This is a genomic window from Ensifer sp. SL37 (genome assembly GCF_026672675.1).
GTDB lineage: Bacteria > Pseudomonadota > Alphaproteobacteria > Rhizobiales > Rhizobiaceae > Ensifer > Ensifer adhaerens.
In genome coordinates this window covers 1,498,799-1,524,895 of sequence record NZ_JAPPRN010000001.1, presented here as the reverse complement: position 1 = coordinate 1,524,895, position 26,097 = coordinate 1,498,799, and the positions used below count along the sequence as shown (strand labels likewise).

The following is a 26,097-nucleotide window of genomic DNA, read 5'->3' as shown; positions in this document are numbered from 1 at the left end:
TCAGTACCACACTCGTTGCTTGCCAACCCCGTCGATGATCACGTCGATGTAATGGGGTTGGGGGCGGATGTTCGGTCGAGTCGTCACATAGCGCTGACACTGTGTACGGCCGTCTCTCCGCCGCCACGCTGCCGACGAGTTCATCCGATCATCGTTGGAGTAGCATTCAGCGTTCGAGACGGTCTGTGGCGTAGTCGAGATACAACTCGTTTCGAGCCCGTGGTCTCCATACCGCGTTGTCAGGCGATAACCGTCATTGCAGTAGTAGGGGTCGTATCGCGGCCGCGAGGTCTGAAACCCAACGCCGCTGCAGGTGGGAAAGGAGCGCCCTCTTGCAAGCGCACGCCAGAGCCTGTGGATTGGCGCCCGGCACTCCGCGTATTGCGTAGGACCGCTCGGATTGGAAAGGCACAGGATAACCTGGCACCCCCATTCAGCCGCTCGCGCTTTACTCTCGAAAACAAGACAGAATGGCGCTAGACTGGCTGCAGCGACAAATGCCCGTGCAAGAGACTTATTCATGACCACCACCTTCACTGAAGCGATTGTGCGCAATCCTAACAGCGGCGCAATTTCGCGACGCGTTTTACCATCATATATATGACAGTATAAAAAATGACAAGCGCACTCAATGCCCATTGGCAGAGCCAGCTGTTTTCGGCTTACGCTCTGCAGGAAGTTTTCGACAAACCGGTTGAGGGAGAGACGCCGCAATCGCGTTTGAAGCAGGTCGGAATGATGACGGTGCTCTATATGATGCATCAAAACCATGAAAAGCTAACGCTCTCGAATATAAGCCAAATTACCGGTTTGACGCGCAATGCTGTGGCGGAATCAATCGATCCTCTCATTGAGCGGGGCATATTGACCGAAACGATTGTGAAGAACTCGATGGGACGAGGAACTGCGAGGCAGTTTGAGTTCTGCCCGGACGTTTTCGATCGCCTGAGGTTAAGTCCCGAGCAGCAAAAACCTGGAACTTAGTGATTCTTTTACGACACTAACGACGGCATGCGACGGCGGCGTTGAACCGGCCGGCACGCTGACCACTCGGCGCAGCAACTTCGAGCGCCTTCGCGACCTTCCAAGAAGGCGTTAGTTTGGGGCCGAAAGTTCAACTCGGCATCCAGATCTGCTCTTCGCCGGTCGTCGGGCGAATGCCTGCATCGCGATTTTCACTTACAGGAAAGTTCCCAAGAGGTACTTTATTCACTTGGCCGTGCGCCGCAGCTCTTCCAGTAGCGGTCGCAGCTTGTGCTTGCGCCAGTGCTGTTCCATCTGCAGTCCTCAAAACCTCGACTTCAGATGCTTGGCAGCGATGCGCCTGAGCTTCAAATCAGCTTTAGCTTCGTCGCCAGAGCCGTCGCCTGCGGAAGCGAGTAGGCATTGAGCTTCCTGCGCGCATTATTCATGTGGAAGTTTACGTTCCAGTAGCTCATGTTCTCGATGTCGGCGATTACTCTCATGGATTTGCCCTCGGACGCCCACTTGAGCATAAGCGCCTGTCTGGTGGTCAAGGCAATGCTCGGTTTTGCTGTAGGCTCAATGTTCGTTTGCTCGATCCGCACATGAAGCTGGGCGACCGCCATGGCGGCCGCTACCGGATCGACATCCCCTTTCAGCGAGAGGGAAGGCTTGTGTGAGGCCATGGTCAGCATTGCTATACGCCTGAACGCAGTCGCGACTGGAATGGTGATCCCCGACCGAATACCGAAACCGGCGGCATCCAAATAAAACTGCCGAACGCGCCTCGATCTGACAGTCCTTGAATTTTCAGAAGACCAGGTGAACGCCTTCATTGTCGCCCTTGCAATCTGGATTACGGGATCGATCTCGTTGAAGCTGTTGGCGAAGTACCAGTCCTGCCATTCGGGATGATAATTCGAAACGGCGAATGTTCCGATTGGTTGAAGATTAAGGTAGGCGTAATACTCGAAGCCGAGTTCTTCCGCGAGCTCGGTGAGCGCTTCATTGAACATCTCCTTGGTGCGCGCCACGGTGGAAACATCAGTTAGCTTCTGGAACCAGCTCTTCACCTTCTCCTCCTTTTTTGCCCTCTCGTCTTACTGAAACAATACTCGGACCAGCGATATTCTGGACCTTTTGGGAAGCAGTCGGCGAGTTTGTGCTTGTCACAACTCGCCTTGAAGGTCCAAGCACCGTCGTCGCCAAACTCTGGCGGCCTACGCTGCCACCTACCTATCTACTCGCCGTGCGCCGGCAGAGGGCGCTTGGTGTTGTTTCTTCCGGTGTCGTCGCCCACAGCTTTAAGGGATCTTGATGCCGCCGCCAGCGTGCGGGCAATTTCTACGATCTCTTCACGGTTCGCGGTCGGGTCCTCTTTGTTCCAAGCAAGCCCCATGCCGATCGTAAAATCCAGCCCCTCCACTTCCCGAAGCCGGAACGACTGGTGGGGCAAATCTCTGGTCCATTCCGGCACGAAACCTACGCCCATCCCGGCCGCAACCAGCGAAACCAACGAGAGCGTGTCGTCGCAACTACAGGCAACCTGATCGAGAAGGCCAAATTTTCTGAACTGCTCGAAGAAGTACTTTTCCGTGTAAGATAGATTTGAGCGGGAAAAGGAGATGATCCGTTCCCGTTTCAGATCGCTCATTGTGACGGTCTCCGCCGTCTCAAGCCGGCTGCCAAGTGGCACCGCCAGAAGATATCGTTCGTTGGCGATGCTCTGCCAACGGAGCGATCCGATGTTTTCGACCGGCCGGATGAAGCCAAGGTTGATACGGCCCTTCTCCAGGTCGCGGATGATTGCATCGGTGGAACCACTGCTCACGTGGATCTGAATATCGCGAAATCGCTTGCCGAGCTTGTTCAGAAAAAGCGGCAAGACACCGAAGGTCGCGGGATATATGGTTCCGATGGTGATCCGATCGACATTCTTGCCCGCAACGGCCCGGACGATAGCGGAACTGTTTTCGATCTCCCGCAGAACATTGATGCACCGCTCGTAAAAAACTTCGCCGGCTTTTGTCAGTTGAACACGACGCGTAGAGCGGATGAGAAGCTGAACGCCGAGCTCCTTTTCCAGCGTTTGTATCTGCACGCTAAGGGCGGGCTGCGCCATGGAGAGCGTCGCCGCGGCGCGCCCGAAATGCAACTCCTCGGCCAGGGTTGCAAAACATCTCATTTGACGGAATTCCATTCGCCTGTCCTCTGCATCCACGCAAGCCAGTCTACAAGGACACATATCATCCATTAATCGCGGAGTTAGATCAATCTGTTATTTTTTAATAACACGAAACCCATAAATTGCTGCAGTAGACGGCGAATCGTCTTTATCCTATCGGTTGAGTATGAAAACGAGCCTGGAACATCTTCCCGAGAAGAAGCAGCGCGAGCTTGCGCGCGTCGTGGAGATCATTCACGAGGAGTTTGCCGATGCACTCGAGGGGGGCTCGGCCGACTTCAAGAAGCGCGGTCGGATCCTGAAAATCATCCTCTTCGGCTCCTACGCCCGCGGCACCTTTGTTGACGAACCGCATACGATGAAGGGCTATCGCTCCGATTACGATATCCTCGTCATTGTCAATTCGAAGAAGCTCGCAGAACCGCAATACTGGGATAAGGCTACCGACCGTCTGATGTGGGACAAGGGGGTCTCGACGCCGGTTGGGCTGATCGTCCATGGCGCCCGGGAGGTGAACAACTTCCTTGCGGACGGACAATATTTCTTCGTCGATATTCTGCGCGAGGGCATCGTGCTCTACGAACTCGACGACCGGCCGCTGGCCGAGCCGAAACGGCTCTCCCCAGCTGATGCGTTTCGATTTGCCAAGGAGTATTTCGATGACCGGATACCTCACGCGAGGGTCTTCTTAAAGACCGCAACGTTCTGCGTCAGGGAACACGACCTCAAAGAAGCGGCTTTTCTACTGCACCAAGCGATCGAACAATCGTACGCGGCGGTTCTCTTGGTCCTCACCAACTACAGCCCGCCGTCGCACAACCTCAAATTTCTCCGCGGTCTCGCCGAGGATCGCGACCAGCGGCTCGTCGAGGCTTGGCCGCGGGACCAGCATCGCTTTACCGCCTGGTACAACGTTCTCAACGAAGCCTATGTGAAAGCACGTTATTCGAAGCACTTCGAGATCACCGAGGAAGGGCTCGGCTGGCTTCTCGAGCGGACGGAGCATCTCCTCCGCCTCGTCGAGATGATCTGTCAGGAGCGGCTGGCGGAATTGGAATAGGGCTCAGCCCAGCTCCCACATACCTACAGCTCGGCACGGCATGCGTTGAAATGAGATCAGGGCGCGATCAACCTCGGGATCGTGCCGTCCGAAGGCGCCCTCGACCATGCCCGAGACGTCCCTGCCGTCGGCGCCCCATCTTTGTGCAGTGTCTATGTTGCCGCGCTTCAAGGCTTCGCCCAACGAGGTCCTGATAGTCGTCCTGTTTGCAGGATGCATCAATTAGCGATGCGCCTGGTGCACTGGTTCTCTCCTTTGATGCAGGCAATCTCCGCCGTCGAGCATTCGGCAATGCCATTAACGATAACGCAGTGCGAGCATTGATCGGTGAATTCCAGGCAATCCGGATTGGCCTTGATGAAGTCTTGCAGGCTGGCATTCTCGGTCTGCTGCGGCTCAGGAACAGCATCGGCAGCCGGCGTATCCGCCGCCTGAGCGGCGGTCATCCCCGCGATGGCAAGCGCCAGGCAAAGCGCGACACGAATGTTGAACTGCCTCATCCCCTGCTCCTTCTCAGCGTACATCCGGCGCGACGTGAAACGGCTCTCGGCCGAAACTGCGCACTGTGAGAGAGTGCCGTCACGGCGCCCGCCGTGCAAGCGACCGTCCGGCGCCCTCACCCCAGTTCGTTGCGGATCGCCCGCATGAACACCTTGGCGCCGATACCGATCAGGCCATCGGGAAAATCATAATCAGGATTGTGCAGCCGCGCGTGGTTTTCGCCAGCGCCGAGGAAGAACATCGCCGCTGGCGCCACGCGCCCGAAAAGCCCGAAATCCTCCGAACCCTTCATTGGCAGCACGCCCTCGCCGCGGTCACGGCTGACGCCCTCCTCGTCCATGGCCCGTCCAAGCGCCGTCACGGCGCGTTCCGCATTGCTGCACTGGTGGAACACGTCCTCGTAGCCGATCGTGACCTTCAGCCCGGCAGCACGGGCCTCTTTCGCAACCAGCGCCTCGGCACGGGCCACAAGATCGGCCATGCGCTCGTCGGTCAGTGTGCGCAGCGTCGCCCAGATCTCCGCATAGCCCGGGCTGATGCCGAAGGCCGCCTCGCCAAGCCGCGCATGTGTCACCGTGACCAGCGTGTAATCCTCGTTAAGCGGCCCGTTGTTGCCAAGCGCCGTCAGCCCGGAAAGCAACGCGGCCATCGCAAAGGTCGGCGCAATGCCGTCCTCCGGCGTCGAGGCATGCGCGGTCTTGCCGGAAAGCGAAATCCGCATGCCGCGCGAGGCGCAATTGACCGGTCCTGAGCGCAGCGCCGCATGGCCAAAGCGTAATCCCGGAAAATTGTGCAGCGAGAAGACCAGATCCGGCTTGATGTCAGCAAATTTCGGATCGGCAAGCACGGCCGCGGCACCCGCGCCGTTCTCCTCCGCCGGCTGGAACATCAGGATCGCGCGGCCTCTCGCCGGGCGCTCGCGTCCAAGCCCTTTGGCCAGCGCCATCAGGATCGTCATATGTCCGTCATGGCCGCAGAGATGCCCCTTGCCCTTGATCTTCGAGCGATGGCCGATCTCCGAGATCTCCTCGATCGGCAACCCGTCGAGCTCGGAACGCACCATCACCGTCGGCCCTGGCTCTCGGCCCTCATAGATCGCCGCCACTCCGTGCCCGCCAAGACCTGTAATCACCGCATCCGGTTTCGTCTCGGCCAGACCCTTTACGATCGTACCCGCCGTCTCCCACTCCTCGCCCGAGACTTCCGGCCGCCGGTGCAGCTCGCGCCGAAAAACGGTGAGCGCCTCAAGTTCACGGTCGATCAGAAACATTCACGCGCCTCCGCTTCTTTATCAGGATAGAAGCTCCAGTTTCCGGCTCCACTGCTCATGCCTCTGGACAACGCATGATCCTGGTGACCTGGCCCCTTCAAAAGTCTCCCAGCCACGACCTTAGACCATCTTCGCTATTGAAAGAGAAGCGCGAAAGACGTCGTTGGACACAGCTGCAGTGGATCGACTTCAGCCCGATCTCACACTTGCTTTGCCGGTCGCACTGGAACTTGTTCGCCCAGGTCGCAACCAAGAAACCGGTTGCTCGAAACTGCGCCCAAAGTACGCACGGCTCTCGGTCTTCAAGTGAGGCCTCCAACTTGTCGCGTTGAATGATCGGTTAGCGGCTTCAGACGCGACACGTCTTTCTTCAGACTGCACAGAGCTTGTCGCGCAAGCTGCGTCATATCCGGTTGAATGGCGTACCACACCCCAATTGCTGCAAACTCCAACTTCCCCTACATTGACCAAGTGGTAAAAAAGACGCGCGCCAAACGCGCAATCAATCAGAGGGGAACTTAATGCAAAGCGATTCCTTCAATTTTGCCATTTCCAGAAGAACCCTGATCAAAGCTGCTGGCGCTTCCGCCGTGGTGGCGGCGACGGGTCTGCCGGGCCGTCTGCTCGCTGCGGATCCGATAAAGGTGGCGGCCATCTACACCGTTCCGGTCGAGCAGCAGTGGGTCAGTCGTATCCACAAGGCAGCGAATGCAGCCAAGGAGCGCGGCGACATCGAATATGTCTATTCGGAAAACACCGCGAACAACGATTACGAGCGCGTCATGCGTGAGTATTGCGAGGCGGGTCACAAGTTGATCCTTGGCGAGGTCTTCGGCGTCGAGGATGCGGCCCGCACGGTTGCCAAAGACTACCCGGATGTCGCCTTTCTGATGGGCTCGAGCTTCAAGCCCGACGCCGCTATTCCGAACTTCTCAGTTTTCGACAACTATATCCAGGACGCATCCTATCTGTCCGGCCTTGTCGCCGGCGCAATGACGAAGTCCAAGAACATCGGCATGGTGGGAGGCTATCCGATCCCAGAGGTTAACCGGCTGATGAATGCATTCATGACCGGCGTGAAGGAAGTGGCCCCGGACACCAAATTCCAGGTCGCCTTCATCGGCTCATGGTTCGATCCGCCAAAGGCCAAAGAGACCGCTTTCGCCCAGATCGATGGGGGTGCGGACTTGCTATATGCTGAACGTTTTGGTGTGTCCGACGCCGCCAAGGAGAAGAAGGTCTTGGCCATCGGCAATGTCATCGATACCCAGGCGGACTATCCGGACACCGTTGTCGCATCCGCACTGTGGCATTTCGAACCGACGCTAGACAAGGCGATCAGCGAAGTGAAGGCCGGCGCGTTCAAGGCTGACGACTATGGCATCTATTCCTTCATGAAAAACGGCGGCTGTTCACTGGCGCCTTTCGGCACCTTTGAGAGCAAGGTTCCGGACGCCATCAAGGTCAAGGTCGCGGAAAAGGAAAAGATGATCAAGGACGGTTCGTTCGCCGTCGAGATCAACGACGCCGAGCCGAAGTCGACCTAGCCTTCCTTCCTCGCGTTCATGGGAGAAGTGGTCGGCTGTGGCGGACCAGGAATTACACTTCGCCAACAGCGACCATTCTCTCCTTGGACGGGAAAGGAAGTCCCCACAACTCCTCTTCCGGTCGCCGACGTGTCTAGCAAAACCGCCCTTCGTCTTTCCCGCATCAGCAAGCGCTTCGGCCCACTCAGGGCTAACGACGCCATTTCGTTTGAACTCAAGCAGGGCGAAGTCATAGCACTTCTCGGGGAGAACGGCGCCGGCAAGACGACTCTGATGAACATTCTGTTCGGCCACTACGTCGCCGACGAAGGAACCGTCGAGGCATTTGGCAAGCCGCTGCCGCCGGGAGATCCGCGCGCTGCCATAGATGCCGGCGTCGGCATGGTTCACCAGCACTTCACCCTCGCTGACAACATGACGGTGCAGGAAAACATTGCGCTTGGCACGCAGAGCATTTGGCGCCTGCGGCTCGACCGGGCCGCCGCGCGACGGCGCATCGAGCGATTGTCCGCCGATTTCGGCCTCGCCGTCGACCCCACAGCTACCGTCTCCAGCCTTTCAGTCGGCGAGCGACAGCGCGTCGAGATTCTAAAGGCTCTTTATCGCGAAGCCCGAATCCTAATCATGGACGAGCCGACGGCTGTCTTAACCCCCGCCGAGACTGAGGCACTGTTCCGGACGCTGAAGCTGCTCGTCGCCAAAGGCCTGTCGATCATCTTTATCTCTCATAAATTACACGAAGTGATGGCTGTGAGCGATCGTGTGCTGGTTCTGCGTTCCGGCCAGCTCGTCGGTGAGCGCGAAACAGGTTCGACCGATCGCAAAGAACTGGCAGCGCTCATGGTTGGAAAAGAGGTCAAGCCAGCCAACGTCAGTCCGCTGAAGCTCGGAGCACCGCTGCTCGCACTCGAACAGGTCTCCGCAACGGCCTACAACGGGGCGGGCCTCGACAAAGTATCGCTCACCCTTACAGCCGGTGAAATCACCGGAATTGCCGGCGTCGCCGGCAATGGTCAGGCTGTCCTTGCTGCCCTTATAGCCGGCATCCGGCGTCCCACCAGCGGCAGCATTTCCATCGCTGGACGGGACGTCGCCGACTGGTCGCCGCGCGCCGCGCTCGCACATGGCGTGGCCCGCATTCCGGAAGACCGCCACGCTATCGGCAGCATCGGCGACATGAGCGTGACGGAAAATGTCATCGCCGAACGCTACCGAAGCCCTCGGTTCAGCCGCATGGGCTTCCTGAATTGGAAAGCCGCCGGGCGTTTCGCAGAGAAACTCATTGCCGACTACGACGTCAAATGCCCTTCGCCCGAAGCACGCATACGCCTACTCTCAGGCGGCAACATGCAGAAGCTCATTCTCGGCCGGGCCCTTGATGCCGACCCCGCGGTCATCCTGGCAAGTCAGCCGACACGCGGCCTCGATGTCGGCGCCGTCGCCTATGTTCATCGCATGCTGCTCTTAGCGCGAGATCGGGGCGCCGCGATATTGCTCATTTCGGAAGATCTCGAAGAAGTCCTGGCATTGTCCGACCGCATCTTCGTAATGTTCAAGGGGCGCCTTTCCACACCCTCTGCAAGGGGCGAACGCAGCATTCGGGAACTGGGGGAACTGATGGCGGGCCACAGCGGGGAGCGCGGCGATCATGCGGCTTGAACCGAAACCCGCGCTGTCCCTGGCGATCACCTTGCTGTTTCCGCTGGCTGCCATAGGCACCACACTGGTGCTGACGTCGGTACTGGTTCTCGCCGCCGGCGCTTCCCCACTGTCCGTCTTCTATCTTGTGGCGAAGGGGGCGGCCGGCTCACAGTTCGCATTCCTAGAGACCTTGACCCGGGCGACGCCACTGATCTTCACGGGTTTGGCGATCGCCGTCGCCTTTCGGGCAAAGCTCTGGAACATCGGCGCAGAAGCCCAACTCTACATCGGTGGCGTCGTCACCGTGGCGCTGGGAACGGGCGCACTGCCCCTGCCTTCGGTTGTTCTAATCCCGGTAATTATGGTCGCCGTCATGGCCGCAGGCGCGTTGCTTCTGCTCGGCCCAGCCGTGCTGAAGACGCGTTTCGGCGTCGACGAGGTGGTCACAACGTTGCTGCTTAACTTCATCGTCCTGCTGTTCGTGTCGATGCTGCTCGAAGGTGTGCTCAAGGATCCGATGGGGCTCGGCTGGCCGCAATCGCAGAAGGTCATTGCCGAAGCACAACTGCCGCGCCTTATCCAGGGCAAGCGCCTGCACTATGGCTTCATCATCGCCCTTGCTTCGGCCGTCCTCATCTGGATCGTCATGAAAAAGACGGTTCTCGGTTACGAAATGCGCGCCGTCGGCATCAATCCCGAGGGCGCACGTTTTGTCGGAATTCTGGTCGACCGCACTCTGATGAAGACGGCGTTGCTTTCGGGAGGATTGGCCGCTCTCGCGGGTTTTTCCGAAGTCTCCGGGCTCAAAGGCAACCTGACGCTCGACCTGTCGCCAGGCTACGGCTACGCGGGCATCGTCGTCGCTATGCTGGCCATGCTGAATCCGCTCGGCGTCATCGCCTCTGCCATCTTCGTCGCCGGCATCTTCGTCGGCGCAGATGCCATGAGCCGAGTGGCCAAGGTACCGAGTTACATAGCCGACGTCATGGTCGCCACCTCGTTACTGACGATGGTTGTCGCGATCCTTCTGACGCGATTCCGAATCAGGTGGAGGTGACATGGACGCGCTCGAAATCCTCTTCACCGCTTCTTTCTGGGTTGCCGCAATCCGCATAGCATCTCCGCTGATTTTCGCGACGATGGGCGAGTTGATCTGCGAGCGCGCGGGCGTTCTTAACCTCGGCATCGAGGGGATCATGACGGTAGGCGCTTTCGCCGGCTGGTTTACCGCATATTCCGGCGGCGATCTTTGGGCCGGCTTGCTGGTCGCTGCCCTTTTCGGTGCCATGTTCGGCCTGCTGCATGCGACGCTTACGGTACCACTCGGACTGTCGCAGCACGTCGTCGGCATCGGTGTTACGCTACTTGCCACAAGCCTTACCTATTTCGTCTATCGCCTTGCGCTGCCCGAAGTGACGTCGCCGCCCAAAATCGAGCCGTTCCAGCCCCTGCCGATCCCGGGCTTATCCAGCATCCCGGTCGTTGGCGAGGCGCTGTTTACCCAGACGCCATTGACCTATCTCGCATTCATCTCGGTTGCAGCCGTTGCCTGGATCCTCTATCGCACGCCCATCGGTCTCGCCGTTCGTGCTGCCGGCGAAAATCCGTCAGCGGTCGAAGCGCAGGGCATTTCGGTCACGGGCATCCGCATGGGCGCCGTTGTCGTCGGTAGCGCGTTAATGGCGGTCGGCGGTGCCTTTCTCACCACCTCGGCTTTCAACTCGTTCTTCTTCCAGATGATCAATGGACGCGGCTGGATTTGCATCGCACTCGTCGTCTTTGGCTCCTGGCGGCCAGGAAAGGCACTGATCGGCGCCATCCTCTTCGCCGCCTTCGATGCCTATCAGGTTCGTCTGCAGCAAATTTCGGGCGGCATCGTGCCCTATCAGGTTTTCCTGATGATGCCGTATGCGCTGTCGATCCTGGCGCTGATCCTGGTCGCACGTCGTGCCGCATACCCTAAAGCTTTGATGATCCCGTACCAGAAAGGCGAAAGATGAGTTTTGACCTGATCGTAAAAGGTGGCACGCTACCCGATGGCAACGTCGCCGACATCGGCATCAAGGGCGATAGGATCGCCGCGATCGAGCCACGCATCGATGCCGAGGCTGGTCGTGTCGTCGACGCCTCGGGCGACCTCGTCAGTCAGCCCTTTGTCGATCCGCATTTCCATATGGACGCAACGTTGTCCTACGGCCTGCCACGTATCAATGCCTCAGGTACGCTGCTCGAAGGCATCGCGCTGTGGGGCGAACTCAAGCTGCTCCTGACCCACGAGGCCGTCAAGCAGCGGGCGCTAGCTTATTGCGACTGGGCGGTCTCGATGGGTCTCCTCGCTATCCGCACCCATGTCGATACATGCGATGACCGCCTTCTTGCGGTGGAAGCACTGCTAGAGGTCAAGAAGGAGATCGCCCCCTATATCGACCTCCAGCTTGTCGCCTTCCCGCAGGACGGGTTCTATCGCTCGCCGAATGCTCGCGAAAACACCATCCGCGCCCTCGACATGGGCGTCGACATCGTCGGTGGCATTCCGCATTTTGAGCGGACCATGTCCGACGGCACGCGTTCCGTTACCGAACTATGCGAGATCGCGGTAAAGCGCGGCCTGATGGTCGACCTGCATTGTGACGAGACGGACGACCCGTTATCGCGCCATATCGAGCAGCTTGCCTATGAGACCCAGAGGCTCGGCCTGCAAGGCCGGGTAGCTGCCTCGCACCTTACATCGATGCATTCGATGGATAACTACTACGTCTCGAAGCTACTGCCGCTGATTGCGGAAGCCGACATCTCAGTGATCCCCAATCCACTCATAAACATCATGCTTCAGGGGCGCCACGACACCTACCCTAAGCGCCGTGGCCTGACGCGAGTGCCCGAGATGCTGAAGGCCGGCATCCGCACCGGTTGGGGTCAGGATTGCGTGCTCGATCCCTGGTATTCCCTCGGTACAGCCGATATGCTCGACGTCGCCTTCATGGGAATGCACGTCGCCCAGATGTCCTCGCCCACAGACATGCGCACCTGCTTCGACATGGTCACCAAGATCAATGCCGAGATTATGGGCCTCGATCATCTCGGTCTAGCCGTGGGCAAATCCGCAAGCCTCGTCGTACTCCATGCGGGCAACCCCATCGAGGCGGTTCGCCTGCGTGCCGAGCGGCTTTGTGTCGTCGCAAAGGGCAAGGTCGTGGCAGAACGCGAAAAGCGCGATACGACTCTGTCCATTAAGGGCCGTCCCGCGACCATCAACCGCCGTCACATTGTGCCAATGCAAGCGTTTTGATATGCACATGCACCCGCGCACCGAAGCGCCAACATCTTTGACTTTCCTAAACATCGGCGGCCTGCGCCTCCAGATAGGGCAGATCACGATGCCAACACCACGACGTTCGGCCTGGTTGGCAATGTCGCCGAGCGTGGCTTTGCGCTGCAGCAGTGCTTTCCGAAATCCCTCGATCGCGACCGGAAGACCGATCTGTTCCCGCACCAGAACGCCACAACACTTTGCCACCTTGCCCCGGTCGCATGAGATCGAGTTTGGCTGCTATCACGGCCTTGATCCTGTTTGCAGGAAACCTTCCTTTCACCGACAGTCAAGCTCTCACTTGAAATCTCGCTTGTCAGTGTGTATATGCAAAATGTATATGCAGAGGAGAGTTTTATGCCGCAGATTAGACACAACGAACCTCCTGCGAGGGAAGCTAAGCTCTTCCGGAATAACAAGAGCCAGGCTGTTCGCATCCCGGCTGACTTTGAGCTTCCCGGCGATCGAGTGATGATCCATCGCGACGGGGATCGGCTTATAATAGAGCCGCTGCGTCGCAAGAACCTGCTGGAAGTCTTGGCAGGTCTGGATCCTCTTGGGCCTGAAGATCAGTTCCCAGATATTGACGAGACTTTGTTGCCCGCCAAGGAAATCGACCTGTGAGCAACCTTTTCATGCTGGACACAAATATCGTGTCCGAGTTGGCTCGGAACCCGAGAGGGCAGGTCGCTGAACGTATTGCGGCGGTCGGGTCGGAGGCAATCTGCGTCAGCATCATAACGGCGGCAGAATTGCGTTATGGATGCGCCAAGAAGGGTTCCCCGAAGCTGCTGGCCCAAATCGAAGCCCTTCTAGAAAGCATTCTGGTGCTCGCGCTCGACGTGCCCGCCGATGCCAAGTACGGCAACATCCGCACTGAGTTGGAAGCTGCAGGCAAACCAATCGGCCCAAATGACCTATTGATCGCTGCTCATGCCTGTGCCGCAGGAGCAGTCCTCGTCACAGCCAATGCCCGTGAGTTCACGCGCATTCCCAACCTTCGGGTTGAAAACTGGCTGGACGCGACCTCAAAGCAACTTAGGGGTGCCTCCAACTGAGAGATGATCAAGTTAGGCAAGGCTCCAGCATCCGCAATGCCGGTGCCGCTTAACAGCTTGCACAGGAGCCAGATCATCTCGGGCGTCAGCCCGAAAACTTCAAAGAAGCTCGACCAAAGATTTCAGCGCAGAGTTTTGGACTTCTCCCAGGGCGGGAAGTAAGCTAAGATTCAACCTGTTCGATATGAGCGGCACCGTGTGCTTCCGGACGACGCGATCTTCGCTGTGAGACCGTCCGGCCACATTTCCTCGCCGGACTCTCACAGGAGAGTCGCCATGTCGAAGCCTTTGAAGAATGTACTGGAACCGTCAAACGAGGCGGGTCCGCAAAATGACGTCGCGGTGGCGGCGGCTGTGGAACTTGCGATGGAGTTTTACGGCTGCGACGCCGTGACCGCTGCGGCCAAGCGCGCATTCGAGGCCAGGGATCTCAATCGCGAAAGCCATTACCGGTTCTGGCTTCATATCTTCAAATCCCTGAAAGCCAATCCACGCCTAATCAACGAAATCTGCCAGCCGGGGTGACAGAGCGGCTGCCTGTGGCAGCGCGTATAAACCCAAGCGCGGATTCATAGAGCTTGAGGCCCTCAAGACCGAATCCGCTTCACGCCGTCCGCCAGCTCAGCGAATGCAACACGATTGATATGATTTCCGTATCAATACCGGGAAATCAATATTGGAGATCGCAAGACTGGCTGGCGCAATGTCACCGTACCGACAACACCAACAAAGGGGATCGTCATGAGGTACACTGCGCTGTGCGCGCCCGCGATCGTATCAATGGTTTTGGCTGCGAACGGCCACGCCGAAACGCTCATCGTCAACAGCTATGGCGGGCCGTACGAAACCATCATTCGGGAGCGGATCATTGAGCCTTTCGAGGCCAGGTTCGGGATAAAGGTAATCTACGACGCCGTCGGTTCCGCCTCCCAGGATTACGCCAAGATCAAGGCCACCAATGGCCGCCCTGGCTTCGACGTCGTCGTAATGACCGCTTCCCAATCGCTCGAAGGATGCAAGGAGGGCCTGCTTGAGGAATTTTCACCAGAGGAGGTTCCTAATCTTGAGCGTCTGTCGTCGGTGATTGCCGGCGTTGCTGGCCCCTGCGGCGCGGTTCACGAAGTACAGTATCTCTCGCTTCTTTATCGGACGGACAAGCTGGCAGAGCGTCCAAATTCCTGGAACGCGCTCTTGGATGATGGCCTCAAGGGCAAAATCATTCTGCCGACATTCCAAAACGTGATGGCCGCCTACCTGATGGAGATCTTCTCGGTCGCCCATGGTGGAGATCTGCTCGAGAACGTCGATCCCGGCTTTGCCGCCATGGCCAAGCTCGCCGGACAGTCGATCGGCTTTGAGCAGTCATCCTCAGTCATGGAAACGTACCTCAAAGGGGGCGACGTCTGGGCGATGCCATTCTGGAACGGGCGCGCGCAGCTGCTCGTCGATAGCGGTTTGCCGGTCGACTATGTTCTGCCGAAGGAAGGCTCTATCCCCTTGGTCGCAACCCTGAACGTCCCGAAGCACGCGGCGAACCGAGACGCAGCTCTCAAGTTCGTGAACTTCTTTCTCGAAAAGACCAGCCAGGAGGCATGGGTCACCGGCTACAAGGTCGGCAGCGGCAGAATCGACATCGAGGTGCCCGCCGATATCCGCGCCAAGCAGATCACCACCGAAGCCGATCTCAAGGCCCTTCTGTTGCCCGATCTCGCGGCGGTCGCAACACGGCTCTCCGCCTGGGGCGAACGATGGGAACGTGATGTCGTCGCGGCGGCCAAGTGAGGTAGATCATGGCCGTCATTGTTTGCTCCACTCCGACAAAGCCCCCGCCCGCCGGAGCCCCTGCCAAGGGACTTCTGCCGATGGTCGCGCCGTCGCTCGTCCTGGTGCTCTTCTTCGCGATACCGATGGGCATGATGATCGGGATCAGCTTTCAAAGTCAAACGGAGGGCGGCCCGACACTTGCGAGCTACAGCCGCTTCTTCAGCAACGACCTTGTCCTTGCTGGCCTGGCCCGCACCGTCGTGATGTCCAGCCTCGTTGCGCTCTGCGTGACCGTCTTAGCCTATCCCCTCGCCTACTATCTGGCTCGCGCCACGTCGCGCTGGCGAACGGTCATCTTCGCGCTTGCCATTGCGCCCGAATTGGCGGGGGTCGTGCTTCGCACCTATGGCTGGCTCATCATTCTTGAAGATCGCGGGTTTATCAATTCCGCGCTGATGTGGACCGGATTGATCACGGAACCCTTGCCTTTGTCGAAAAACCTTCTCGGCGTCGTGGTTGGGCTTACTCACGTCATCCTGCCATTTGGCGTGCTGTCGCTTCTGACGAGCCTCCAGGGTATCAACCCCAGTCTGGAAAAATCTGCGCAAATTCTTGGCGCGTCACGTCTTGCTGTAATCCGGCACATCATCCTGCCGCTCTCCGTGCCAGGAATCGTAAGCTCCTTCTTGATTGGCTTCACCATGGCCGCAAGCGCCTATGCGACCCCGGCCCTCCTTGGCGGCGCTGGTTTCAAAGTCATGGCCACAATGGTCTACGAGCAGGTGCTGTTCTATCTCGATTGGCCCTTCGCGGCGGTCATGGCGAACGTTCTTCTCATCCTGATGCTGGCCGCCGGCTTCGTCGGATCCAAGCTGGAGTCGCGCCTCCACCAAAAACTTCACCTTTAATTTCGGGAGGCTCCGATGAACCGACTGCTCACATATCTGTTCAGGATGGCGCTTGTCGCCATCCTTGCCTTTATCACTCTTCCGCTGGTGGTCGTCGTTGCGGCCTCTTTCAGTCCAACTTCGGCTGTGACGTTCATCCCAAGCGAATGGACCTTTCAATGGTACGCGGCACTATGGACTAGCCGCTGGCTCGATCCGTTTCTACTCAGCGTCGAACTTGCCGTCATCGTATCGCTCGCTAGCGGACTGCTCGGCGTCCTTGGAGCTTACAGCGTCGCCTACGCAAAATGTCCGGGGCATACCGCCATCATGGCGTTCCTCTTGTCACCCATGTCGGTCCCGCAAATCGTCAAGGGCGTGGCCGTCGTCCTGTTCCTGTCCTCGGTTGGACTTTACGACCTGCTAGGGACACCCGGCCTTGTCATGGCTCACATCATTCTGACGTTGCCCTACGTCGTGCGCATGGCGGCCACGGCGATGTTTGGTTTCGACAAGCGGCTGGACCGCGCGGCACGCGTATTGGGCGCTAGCGTCACGCAGAGGATCCGATACGTGCTGTTACCGCTGATCCGCTCCGGCCTCTTCTCGGGGATGACCTTCGCCTTCATCATTTCCTTCAACAACATCCCGCTCTCCGTCTTCCTGGTCAGACCCGGTCAGACGACACTTCCGATTACCGTCATCAATCATCTCGAATACAGCCTGGATCCGGTGCTTGCGGCCGTGAATGTCACATCACTCCTCTTCATCCTTGGCGTAATCATCCTTTTCGAAAAGATCGGCGGCTTCTCCGCCCAATTCCACGGGGGTAGCAAATGACCACCATCGATATTGAACTCCTTTCCGTCAGCAAGCAGTTCGGTGCAAACCGCATCGTCGACGATATCAGCCTTGCCATCCCTAAGGGAAAATTCGTCAGCATTCTTGGTCCGTCCGGATGTGGTAAGACGACGACCCTCAATATGATCGCCGGATTTGAAGCGCCCTCGAGCGGACAAATCCGAATTCGCGGCCGCGATCAGCAAGGCGTCCCGCCGGAAGCCCGGAAAATCGGACTGGTCTTCCAGAACTACGCACTCTTCCCGCATATGACGGTCGCCCAGAATGTCGGCTTTGGCCTAAGGATGCAGGGCCGGCCCCGCGAGCAAATCGCCGACGGTGTCTCACGAGCCTTGAAGAGTGTCCATCTTGAGGGCTTTGAGGATCGCTATCCGAAGGAACTTTCAGGGGGGCAACAGCAACGGGTCGCGGTCGCCCGGGCGATTGCGCCCTCGCCGTCGGTGCTGCTTCTCGATGAGCCGCTCTCAAACCTTGACCTTAAACTCCGGGAAGCGATGCGCGTCGAGCTGAAAGAGATCCAGGAAGATCTCGGCATGACCTTCATCTATGTCACACACGACCAGGAAGAGGCGATGGCCATGTCCGATCGGATCATAGTCATGCATGGCGGAGTGGTCGCGCAGGAAGGAGCGCCCGCGGATATCTACGGCCGCCCGAGAACTTCCTTCGTGGCAGATTTCATAGGCAAGTCCAATATCCTCCCGGCATCCGCAGAGACCGGGGCCGATCGGAAGCTGAAGGTTTCCCTCGGCGCGGGAAAGGCGGTGCTCACCGCCGAGCCGGCAGAGGACGTTGATCCTGACGATGTGCGCTTCTGCTGTATCAGACCGGAGGCCGTTAGGCTCGCAGATGCGGCAGGGGCCCTCGACGAACCGGCAAACCGCCTGACGGGAACCGTCCAAAAGGTCGTCAATCTGGGCGCCTATCTCGAGGCCTGGATGCTCGTCGATGGCGGGATCACATTGAAGTCCATGATCCGCTCGACCCGTCTCGAGAAGCTCTCGGCCGGCTGCCGCGTAGACCTCGCCATCGCCCATTCCGCTGTCCAACTGCTGGAGCAATAGTGACATTCATTGTATTCCAATATTAATGCAAACGAATTGATATTGGAATGCCGACTTATCACTCCGCTAAGCTCTATGTGATCCCGAGCCCGGGATCTTCCCACACAGAGGCGAAGACACACATGAAAACAAGAGTTTCGGCAATCCAGAATGACAGCAACGTCTGCGCAGATATCGTCGGGTTCGATTTCTCCGACTACAACGACGCGGACATTGCGGCAGTTCGATCCTACTGGCTGCAATACGGCGTCATTCGCTTTCGGGCGACCGATATCACAGACCAGCAGCAGGTCGACTTCTCCCGTCACTTCGGAGATTTCGTCATCCATCCCAAGCAATTACAGGAAGGCGGACACCCGATCCATCGCGAAATTCTGGTGATCAGCAATGTGATGAAGGACGGCAAGCCGGGCGGCGCGCTCGGCAACAGCGAGGCGACGTGGCACACGGACACATGGTTCTACGAACGCCCGCCCGCCGGCGCCATCCTCAGGGCGATCGAGGTTCCCGCTTCCGGCGGAGACACGTATTTCCTGTCGACCTACCAGGCTTTTGAAACGCTCCCCGAGGAGCTACGCAGTGCTGTTGAGGGGCGGCAGATCTTCTTCCAGAACGTCTACGACAAAACGGGAAAATTGCGCCTCGGGAAAGGCGAACCGACGAGCGCGGATTTTCGCGAGTGGAGCGGCGTCGTTCATCCGCTGGTCAGGAGCCACGGCGAGACGGGCCGCAAAGCGCTTTATCTTGGCGGGACGTCGGAAGGGGCGTGGATCGTCGGCTTGCCGCTCGATGAAAGCAACGACCTGATCTCAAGGCTTTGGGAGCACACCACCAACACGCCGGAAGTCTTCGTCCAGAAATGGAGCGTGGGCGACATAGTGATGTGGGACAACCGTTGCACGATGCACCGGCGCGATTCATTCGACCCGAACACGATCCGGATTATGCATCGGACGACGACATCCGGCGAGCGCCCGGTCTGATTTGTGAACCACAGGGCAGATCGGAGTTCATCGATGTCCCAGCCTTACAAGATCGAAAAACAGCTGCAAGCGATTCCGGACGCATTGCGAACCCTGCTTGAGGGAGTCGAAACCGCAACCATCGGCCACTTCGAATATCTTGGATTTGTTGGGGCAGGAATTGCGCCGGTCTTTCCGGTCAAGGCAATTGGAACGGCAGTCACGGTCGCCGCGCCCGGCCGTGATGGAGCCGTCATCTACACGGCAATCGATCTGCTCCGCCCGGGAGATGTTCTCGTCATCTCCCGGGTCGACCGGGACGACGTCGCCTGCGTCGGCGGCGGTGTCGTTGCTGCTGCCCGAGCGCGTGGCGCTGTCGCCATTATCGTCGATGGTCCTTGCACCGACATCGACGAGATCCGCGCCAGCCGCTTCCCGGTGTGGTGTCGCGGAGTCTCGTCCAAGACGACCAGCCGCCGGCACCAGATTGGTGGCGCGATCAACGTCCCGATCGCATGCGGCGGGGCGGCCGTGCTGCCCGGCTATGCGGTCTTAGCAGATACGGAGGGTGTCTTCGTTGCCGATCCGTCCGATATGCGCTGCATCGCGGACGTCGCCCTCGAGCGCCAACAGCGTTCCCTTAAGCTCCGGCCCTACCTTGAGGCCGGCCATTCCATCTTCGAACTGGATCGGATCGTATAATGAAGATTTCCCTCGTCCAGATGAACTCCCAACCCGACCGCGACAGCAATTTACGCGCGGCCGAGAGCCTGATGCTGCAGGCAATCACACGCGATACACCAGATCTCATCGTTCTCCCGGAACATTTCGACTGGTCCGGCGGCACGGTGGCGGAGAAACTGGCGGCGGCTGATCATATGCCGGGCGGCGACGCCTATCGCATGTTGCAGACGTTCGCCGCCCGGCAAAAGGTCTGGATCCACGGCGGCAGCTTGCTCGAAAGGGTCGATGGGAGTTCGAAGATCTACAACACAACGGTCGTCTTTAACCCAGAAGGTAACGAGGTCGGCCGCTACCGCAAAGTTCACCTGTTCGACATCGAGGCGCCAGATGGCAAGATGTATCGAGAATCCGCCACCGTTGCGCCCGGAGAAAGCCTGTTCGTCTACGAATCCGGCGGTTTCAGGATCGGCTGTGCGATTTGCTACGACCTTCGCTTCCCCCGGCTCTTTGATGCGCTTGCAGACGCCGGCGTCGATGTGGTCATTCTGCCCGCGGCCTTCACGTTACAGACGGGAAAGGACCACTGGGAAGTGCTCTGCCGTGCACGCGCGATCGAGCACCAAGTCTATTTCGTCGCCTGTGGTCAGTGGGGAGGCTACACTGCAGCGGACGGAGATCGCCGTTTCACCTACGGCAACTCTCTCGTCTGCGACCCCTGGGGACAGGTTGTAGCCCGCGCCGTCGATCAGGTCGGTGTGGTTTCCGCACACCTCGATCTCGACCGTGTGGGGGTAGTCCGCAAGCTCATTCCCGCCGCGTCACACAAGGTTTCGTTTGTCGATCAGGCACGCGTCGACCGAGGTTGCAGGCGCAGTGATCGTTGCAATTCCTCCTGCAGCTCCTCTGCGCAGACCTTCGGGGCACCAATTTCTTCTAGTAGCACGTAGACAACGCGCACCTGAAAATGGACCGCCAATCGCCATCGTCGGGTAATCGGACACAGATATGACCGCTTTCATCACGCAAACGTTCGGCAGCTACATCGCCGAGGAAGCACTCGCTCGTGTTCCGAGCGACGTTTTCGACAGGAGCAAGCTTTGCCTTCTGGACTCCCTTGGCTGCTTGTTCGGTGGGCGCCAGCTGCCCACGGCTGGAATGCTGAGAAACCTACGGGGGGACAGCCAGGTCGCACCCTCCTCCGGCGGACCTGTCAGTGGCTGTGCCGAACCGGCGGCGGCCGCCTTCGTCAAGGCCACTTTGATCAATGCGCTCGACTTCGACGACATCTACGAGAAGGGCCATCCCGGAGCCACGGTGATTGCGGCAGCCTTATCGGTCGCTGAGCACACGAAGTCTTCAGGCACAGAATTCCTCGCGGCCGTGATCATCGGCTATGAGGTGAGTTGCCGCGTTGGCATCTCACTGGCTCACGTCCAGCCCAGAAAGGCGATTCACGGCCATGGGACTTGGCAGATATTCGGTGCAGCAGCCGCGGCCGCGAGACTCATGCGTCTCGACGCCGGACGAGCGGCGCATGCCATCGCGATCGCTGCTGCGAATGCGCCAGTAGCGTCCGTCATGAAGACCGTCTACGGAGACGCGCCTTCGATGGCGAAGAACAACTTCGGCATGGCCGCGCAAATGGGAGTCTTGGCCGCACGCCTTGCCGCTGCCGGCTACGAGGGGCCTTTGGATGTCTTCGAGGGTGAGACAGGTTTCTGGCGGATGGCGGGCGCCGACGAGTGCCGTTTCGATAAACTGACCAAAGGTTTGGGGGACGCCTACGAAATTCTTCGGGTTGGCTTCAAGCCATTCAGTTGCTGCCGACTCATCCTAAGCAGTGTCCAGGCCAGCCGCGACGTCATCCGTATGGCCGGCATTGATCCTGCCGACGGCTTGCATGCCAAGCTGATCGTGACCGCGCCTCCGATCGTGTGCGAACCGCCATTTTGCAAAGTGCGTCCACGGGACATGTGGGCAGCACAGTTCAGCGCACCGCACGCCATAGCCATGGCCGTATTCGGCGTCGAGCCCGGTCCCGACTGGTTCGTGGATGATTGGCTTCATGACGAGATCGCCGGGCGGTTTCAAGACAGTATCGAGCTCAGGCCACATACCAGCCACGCCTCGCCTCGAGGCGCTCACGCCGCAAGCGCTTGGTTACAGTTGCGCGACGGACAAATCTTCGAAAGGCACGTGGACGTTGCGGAGGGAGAGGCAAGTAACCCCATGCCGAAATCAGCTCTCGAGGGTAAGTTCTTGCGACTTGCGAGCCCGGTCGTGGGAGACAGCGGTGCTTGCGAAGCCATTGATAAGGTGTACGCGCTGGATAAGGCGGGATCGCTCCGGACGCTCCTTCGCGTATTGGTCAGCTGATACCGGCATATACCGACATGACACATTTTGTTCGCAAGCTAAGCCTGCAACCGCAAATCAACGCCTTGGGGACGGGAGTCCCCACGGTCCTTCCCCCTGGCCTGCATAGCGACCTCAGCGAAGAATGCGGGCAGCCAAATTCTCTAGTCATTCGCTGCTATCAAGCGTCATCGTGAACTGGTCCTTAGGCGACACGCAAATCTGGTCCGCCAAGGGTGTTTAGTTACTCTCCATACCGGCTGCCGTCGTGGACTTCTGTAGAAGCCCGCTACGGCGCTTTTCTCGTAGCCTGTAGCTGTCGCCACGGATTGTGATGACGTGGCTGTGATGCAGCAACCGATCAAGGATAGCAGTTGCCACGACGGGGTCGCCGAACACTGTTCCCCATTCTCCGACACTGCGGTTGGAGGTGACGAGCATTGCACCCCGCTCGTAGCGCCTCGATACGAGCTGGAAAAATAAGTGGGCTGCATTGGGCTCGAGTGGAAGATAGCCAAGCTCGTCGATGATGAGCAGCTTGGGCTTGGCGAGAAACCCAAGTCGTTCTTCCAGGCGTCCTTCGCCATGTGCTCTCACGAGCGTTGCGACCAATGCCTGCGCCGTTGTGAACAACACCGTGTAGTTTTGACGGATGACCTCTCTTCCAAGCGCAATCGCGAGATGGGACTTCCCAACGCCAGGTGGACCGAGCAGCAGCAAGGCATCACCATTTGCCACCCAACGGGCGGTGGCGAGTTCTCGTATCTGTTGCGGATCGACACTGGGCTGCGCCTCGAAATCAAATCCCTCGAGATCTCGTGCATGCGGGAAATGCGCGATCTTCATCGCCATGATGATGCGTCTCTCGTCCTTCCTTGCAATCTCGCGTTCGCACAGGAATGCGAGCGTCTCGCGAATGGTGAGATCCGCGCGCGAGGCTTCGTCAAGAAGGTTGTCGAGCTGGTCGCGGATGGCGGTGAGCTTCAGCCGGCTCAGCCAGCCGATCAGCGTGTCGTGATCAACTGCCATCACCATTGCCCTCCGATCAACCGCTCATATTCCGACAGTGGGCGAAGAAGTTCGGGCAGCTTGGGAGCGGGCGGATCGGCCTGCGCGGCTTGCTTGACAGGCATGCCGAAGCCGCTGACGCCGACAAAATGGGCGGGATCCGTCAGGCGACGATGACGCCCGTGTGACTCGGCGTGGCTCGCGACAAGCTGACCAGCATGGAATACGCGGACCTGGCCACCGCTGATCCTCACCTCGACAATCTCGCCGATGAGCCGCCACGGGACTGAGTAGGCGTTGGTGTCGACCTCAACGGCGCAATCGGCGTGGACCTTGCGCAGCAGTTCTCGGATCTGACGAAATGGCGGCCTGCCATTTAGTGGGTGTAGCGTCATAGCTTCGTCGCGGACAAAGCGCTCAAGTGGTGGTTCGCCTGTCGTGCCATGGCATCGAAGATCGGCAACCGTGCGCATCCACCACGCAAGGTGCAGGTGAAGGCCTTCCATGCTGTCAAAGCTGTGTCCGGCAAGTGCGTTGTGCTTCACATACCCGACGCCTCGCTCGTCCTTGCCTTTGGTACGAGCCCGGTATGGTGCACATGCGCGAGGACGGAAGTCCCAATAGCGGGAGAAGGCATGCAGCCGATCGTTGAACACGACCTCGCGGGTCACCGCGTCGTGCCGTGTTACCAATGCCGCAGCATTATCGAGAAGGACCTCGCTTGTGACACCGCCAAAATGCCTGAAGGCTGCCTCCATCCCATCGAACCAGGCAGACTGACGGTCGTGGAGAAACGCCGTCGCGTATGTGCGACGCGAATAGCCAAGCGTTGCCACGAAGATGTAGACGCGGACTTTCTCGCCTCCGATCTCCATTCGCTTCTCGCCAAAATCGATCTGTATCTGATGGCCTGGCGGTGTCTCGAAGCGCATCGTCGCTAAAGCCGATGCCGCCAACTGCTGCCGATACCCCGCGACCGCTCGCTCAACCGTGCGCAGACTGACCTCAATGCCGAGTTCTCGAGCCAGATCCTGCCGCACGACATCAGCATTGCCGCCATGGCGAAAGAACCGCTCACGGACCCACGCTTCATGCTTCGAGAGCTGCGTTTCCCGGCGGGCTCGCCGATACCCGCGCCAGCCACCCGTCTCGATGTATCGCTGTACCGTCGTGCGCGAGCATCCCAGCTCCGCCGCGATCCGCCGCGTGCCCCACCCCAGCTTCTTGAGCCGCAGCATCGCAGTCACCTCGTCCGGTTCGAGCATCGCTTCTCTCCGCGCCAATCTCGCGGAGATCTTCGTACCTGTCTCAACGTCCATTAGTCCCTCCTAAGGTCTGAAAGGGGGACCAGTTTTAGGTGTCGCTACCGGACCAGTTTTACATGTCGCCTGACAGCTGCGCGCCGGCTTGCCCTCCTCAGCCGAAGTCGACGAGCCCCACGTGCAGAACCGCAGCTACCACCGCCGACGCGACTGATTTAGGGTCAATCCGACGAGGGCCTCGGGGCTGTAAGAATCTTACCCCGCCAGCATACGTGCGAGCATATTTTCTGATGTGGTCCTGCGCGCCGTAGAAAATTGCCGCGACAACGATTCCGCGGCTATGTCCACCGGTAGAAACCAAATAGCCGCCTTGTCCCGCCGTAGAAACCGGATCCCGAAATGGAACGGGCAAACGAATCCTGCTGCTCGGTCAACGAGATCGACGATTTCACACTCATCGGCTTATCTTCTTTGAGCCTAAGTTGCTACTCAGTAGCGCCTCAGCGGCGGAAGTCGTTCATTTAAAGACGACAAAAATGTATCCGAACCTTTCCTTTAATCCCTCCGTTCCAGATGCGAAATTGCTCCCGGTCGCATGACGTCGGCAATTCCACGGAGAACGGTGATGGAGAGCACACCCAGATACATTTCACTTGCGGAAATGAAGCGCCTCGGCGTCCGTCTCGAGGCCTCCGCGCTCCACGATGCCGCCAGGGCAGCTTGGTCCGACATCCGCTTGGGCCAAGCCCATGGCCTGAAATCTGTTTTGTCCTTTCCCGAAGCCGCCTTATGGAACCAACCCCAGTTTGAAGCTTACCGCGATACGTTGCAAGGCGAGCGATTGGGCTGGAAGCTCTCTGCGCTTTCCAGCGTCGGGGCCAGATATGCGGCCGTGAAGGTGGTCGGTGCCAATGCGATAAACCGTCGACTGGGTCAGCCGCGTTCGACGTCGACGATCCTGCTGCTAGACAGCTTCACGCTGCGCCCGCTTTGCGTGATGGACGGAACCGATATCTCTGCTGCAAGAACGGCAACCTATGCCTCAATGGCGCTTGAACTTTTCTTCCCCAAATCAGAAGAACTCTCTGTTTTCCTCTTTGGAGCAGGCCCCATTGCCGAGCAGATCATCAGAGTGCTCGATCATTTCGGAGCCGGCATCGTCTCGAAGATATTCGTGCGCAGCCGCTCAGGCGCTTCCGCGCGCCAACTCGTTAAAAGCCACAGACAGTCACCTCGAATTCGGCTTGAGGCTGTCGCGGATAATAAGAGGCTGCGTGGTTGCGGGTTTGTCATCACCGCTACCAATGCCAGCGCACCGGTGTTTGACAGCGCGGAAATTTGCCCAAATGCCGTTGTCCTACATCTTGGGGGAGACGAGACGCCGTCCGGCCATATCCAAAAAGTTCTTCGGTCCGGACTGGCGCTCTGTGATGACGTTTCGATGGTGTCGCGGCGAAACTCGCAAAGCCTGGCGCTCTATTTCTCGCGCAAGGGATCGACATTGGAGCAGCTTGGCCCAGCGCTCGGTGTCATGAACTTAACGGATTTCTGTGACGCGGGCGGCGGATCGGAATTCCCGATCCTCATCACGTGCGTTGGCCTGCCTATGCTGGACCTTTACGTCGCCGCTCATGTTTACGAAACCTGGTTCTCGCCAGAGGGGGGCGCGGGGTCATCCGTCCACTCATCTAGCAGGAACTGACGCCAGGCAGCCG

At 58.8% G+C, this 26,097-nt stretch carries 26 protein-coding genes and 2 pseudogenes; 19 read left to right on the top strand and 9 right to left on the bottom strand.

Annotated features, from left to right (window positions below):
• Nucleotides 1-522: a hypothetical protein gene (locus OVA00_RS06880; protein ID WP_112984679.1), complete on the bottom strand. Its 522-nt coding sequence runs from the start codon at nt 520-522 to the stop codon at nt 1-3.
• A 93-nt stretch (nt 523-615) separates the two neighbouring features.
• Here OVA00_RS06880 and OVA00_RS06875 point away from each other — a divergent pair, with 93 nt between their 5' ends.
• Entirely contained in the window at nt 616-984 is a 369-nt protein-coding gene (locus OVA00_RS06875) for a hypothetical protein (protein WP_060529683.1), read from the top strand.
• Between the two features lie 347 nt (nt 985-1,331).
• Here OVA00_RS06875 and OVA00_RS06870 read toward each other — a convergent pair whose 3' ends face one another.
• Together OVA00_RS06870 and OVA00_RS06865 are read right to left on the bottom strand one after the other, a co-directional pair.
• Nucleotides 1,332-2,036, bottom strand: coding sequence for an autoinducer binding domain-containing protein (locus tag OVA00_RS06870; RefSeq protein WP_246713211.1), 705 nt, complete (start codon nt 2,034-2,036; stop codon nt 1,332-1,334).
• A 167-nt stretch (nt 2,037-2,203) separates the two neighbouring features.
• The gene (locus OVA00_RS06865; protein ID WP_268088399.1) at nt 2,204-3,163 is read right to left on the bottom strand and encodes a LysR family transcriptional regulator; all 960 of its coding nucleotides are present in this window, start codon (nt 3,161-3,163) and stop codon (nt 2,204-2,206) included.
• 151 nt (nt 3,164-3,314) lie between these two features.
• On the opposite strand from OVA00_RS06865, the gene OVA00_RS06860 reads away from it, so the two are divergent.
• Complete coding sequence (locus tag OVA00_RS06860; protein ID WP_060643738.1) at nt 3,315-4,208, top strand: nucleotidyltransferase and HEPN domain-containing protein; 894 nt, start codon at nt 3,315-3,317, stop codon at nt 4,206-4,208.
• A 218-nt stretch (nt 4,209-4,426) separates the two neighbouring features.
• Here OVA00_RS06860 and OVA00_RS06855 read toward each other — a convergent pair whose 3' ends face one another.
• Together OVA00_RS06855 and OVA00_RS06850 are read right to left on the bottom strand one after the other, a co-directional pair.
• Nucleotides 4,427-4,708 (bottom strand): hypothetical protein, encoded by a 282-nt coding sequence (locus tag OVA00_RS06855; RefSeq protein WP_063979503.1) that lies wholly within the window; start codon nt 4,706-4,708, stop codon nt 4,427-4,429.
• A 116-nt stretch (nt 4,709-4,824) separates the two neighbouring features.
• A complete protein-coding gene (locus OVA00_RS06850) occupies nt 4,825-5,979 on the bottom strand; it encodes an amidohydrolase (RefSeq protein WP_268088398.1) in 1,155 nt (384 codons plus the stop codon).
• 521 nt (nt 5,980-6,500) lie between these two features.
• Between OVA00_RS06850 and OVA00_RS06845 the strand changes: the two genes are divergently transcribed.
• The 16 genes from OVA00_RS06845 to OVA00_RS06765 all read left to right on the top strand — a co-directional run bounded on the left by OVA00_RS06845 (nt 6,501) and on the right by OVA00_RS06765 (nt 22,133).
• Nucleotides 6,501-7,526: a BMP family protein gene (locus OVA00_RS06845; protein WP_268088397.1), complete on the top strand. Its 1,026-nt coding sequence runs from the start codon at nt 6,501-6,503 to the stop codon at nt 7,524-7,526.
• Between the two features lie 18 nt (nt 7,527-7,544).
• Nucleotides 7,545-9,185, top strand: a complete 1,641-nt coding sequence (locus tag OVA00_RS06840; RefSeq protein ID WP_210339701.1) for an ABC transporter ATP-binding protein — start codon at nt 7,545-7,547, stop codon at nt 9,183-9,185.
• Complete coding sequence (locus OVA00_RS06835; protein WP_060529687.1) at nt 9,175-10,224, top strand: ABC transporter permease; 1,050 nt, start codon at nt 9,175-9,177, stop codon at nt 10,222-10,224. The genes OVA00_RS06840 and OVA00_RS06835 overlap by 11 nt, the downstream gene beginning before the upstream one ends.
• 1 nt (nt 10,225) lies before the next feature.
• Nucleotides 10,226-11,167: an ABC transporter permease gene (locus tag OVA00_RS06830; protein ID WP_268088396.1), complete on the top strand. Its 942-nt coding sequence runs from the start codon at nt 10,226-10,228 to the stop codon at nt 11,165-11,167.
• Nucleotides 11,164-12,456: an amidohydrolase family protein gene (locus tag OVA00_RS06825; RefSeq protein ID WP_268088395.1), complete on the top strand. Its 1,293-nt coding sequence runs from the start codon at nt 11,164-11,166 to the stop codon at nt 12,454-12,456. The genes OVA00_RS06830 and OVA00_RS06825 overlap by 4 nt, the downstream gene beginning before the upstream one ends.
• 378 nt (nt 12,457-12,834) lie before the next feature.
• Nucleotides 12,835-13,101, top strand: coding sequence for an AbrB/MazE/SpoVT family DNA-binding domain-containing protein (locus OVA00_RS06815; RefSeq protein ID WP_034800189.1), 267 nt, complete (start codon nt 12,835-12,837; stop codon nt 13,099-13,101).
• Nucleotides 13,098-13,535, top strand: a complete 438-nt coding sequence (locus tag OVA00_RS06810) for a type II toxin-antitoxin system VapC family toxin (protein WP_034800191.1) — start codon at nt 13,098-13,100, stop codon at nt 13,533-13,535. The genes OVA00_RS06815 and OVA00_RS06810 overlap by 4 nt, the downstream gene beginning before the upstream one ends.
• Before the next feature lie 276 nt (nt 13,536-13,811).
• Nucleotides 13,812-14,060 (top strand): hypothetical protein, encoded by a 249-nt coding sequence (locus OVA00_RS06805; protein WP_268088394.1) that lies wholly within the window; start codon nt 13,812-13,814, stop codon nt 14,058-14,060.
• Nucleotides 14,061-14,276: 216 nt separating this feature from the next.
• Nucleotides 14,277-15,317 carry an ABC transporter substrate-binding protein gene (locus tag OVA00_RS06800; RefSeq protein ID WP_060643746.1) on the top strand — a complete coding sequence of 347 codons (1,041 nt, stop codon included), beginning with the start codon at nt 14,277-14,279 and terminating at the stop codon, nt 15,315-15,317.
• A gap of 80 nt (nt 15,318-15,397) precedes the next feature.
• Complete coding sequence (locus OVA00_RS06795) at nt 15,398-16,207, top strand: ABC transporter permease (RefSeq protein ID WP_246802053.1); 810 nt, start codon at nt 15,398-15,400, stop codon at nt 16,205-16,207.
• Between the two features lie 15 nt (nt 16,208-16,222).
• Nucleotides 16,223-17,026: an ABC transporter permease gene (locus tag OVA00_RS06790; protein WP_113136167.1), complete on the top strand. Its 804-nt coding sequence runs from the start codon at nt 16,223-16,225 to the stop codon at nt 17,024-17,026.
• Entirely contained in the window at nt 17,023-18,111 is a 1,089-nt protein-coding gene (locus OVA00_RS06785; RefSeq protein WP_089045655.1) for an ABC transporter ATP-binding protein, read from the top strand. The genes OVA00_RS06790 and OVA00_RS06785 overlap by 4 nt, the downstream gene beginning before the upstream one ends.
• 122 nt (nt 18,112-18,233) lie before the next feature.
• Complete coding sequence (locus OVA00_RS06780; protein ID WP_060643750.1) at nt 18,234-19,094, top strand: TauD/TfdA dioxygenase family protein; 861 nt, start codon at nt 18,234-18,236, stop codon at nt 19,092-19,094.
• Between the two features lie 33 nt (nt 19,095-19,127).
• Nucleotides 19,128-19,775, top strand: coding sequence for an RraA family protein (locus tag OVA00_RS06775; RefSeq protein ID WP_268088392.1), 648 nt, complete (start codon nt 19,128-19,130; stop codon nt 19,773-19,775).
• Nucleotides 19,775-20,704: a carbon-nitrogen hydrolase family protein gene (locus OVA00_RS06770; protein ID WP_082584583.1), complete on the top strand. Its 930-nt coding sequence runs from the start codon at nt 19,775-19,777 to the stop codon at nt 20,702-20,704. Before OVA00_RS06775 ends, OVA00_RS06770 begins: the two co-directional genes overlap by 1 nt.
• Before the next feature lie 58 nt (nt 20,705-20,762).
• Nucleotides 20,763-22,133 carry an MmgE/PrpD family protein gene (locus OVA00_RS06765; protein WP_113136166.1) on the top strand — a complete coding sequence of 457 codons (1,371 nt, stop codon included), beginning with the start codon at nt 20,763-20,765 and terminating at the stop codon, nt 22,131-22,133.
• A gap of 219 nt (nt 22,134-22,352) precedes the next feature.
• Here OVA00_RS06765 and istB read toward each other — a convergent pair whose 3' ends face one another.
• From istB to OVA00_RS06745, 4 genes and pseudogenes are all read right to left on the bottom strand, one after another.
• Nucleotides 22,353-23,144: an IS21-like element helper ATPase IstB gene (gene istB, locus OVA00_RS06760; protein WP_089046329.1), complete on the bottom strand. Its 792-nt coding sequence runs from the start codon at nt 23,142-23,144 to the stop codon at nt 22,353-22,355.
• The gene (gene istA / locus OVA00_RS06755) at nt 23,141-24,439 is read right to left on the bottom strand and encodes an IS21 family transposase (protein ID WP_268088390.1); all 1,299 of its coding nucleotides are present in this window, start codon (nt 24,437-24,439) and stop codon (nt 23,141-23,143) included. The genes istB and istA overlap by 4 nt, the downstream gene beginning before the upstream one ends.
• A gap of 198 nt (nt 24,440-24,637) precedes the next feature.
• Nucleotides 24,638-24,784, bottom strand: a pseudogene (locus OVA00_RS06750) (type II toxin-antitoxin system RelE/ParE family toxin); the annotation flags it as partial.
• Nucleotides 24,763-24,840 (bottom strand): annotated as a pseudogene (locus OVA00_RS06745) (type II toxin-antitoxin system ParD family antitoxin); the annotation flags it as partial. The pseudogenes OVA00_RS06750 and OVA00_RS06745, both read right to left, overlap by 22 nt.
• 167 nt (nt 24,841-25,007) lie before the next feature.
• Between OVA00_RS06745 and OVA00_RS06740 the strand changes: the two are divergent.
• Nucleotides 25,008-26,084, top strand: a complete 1,077-nt coding sequence (locus OVA00_RS06740; protein WP_162733080.1) for an ornithine cyclodeaminase — start codon at nt 25,008-25,010, stop codon at nt 26,082-26,084.
• Nucleotides 26,085-26,097: the final 13 nt, after the last annotated feature.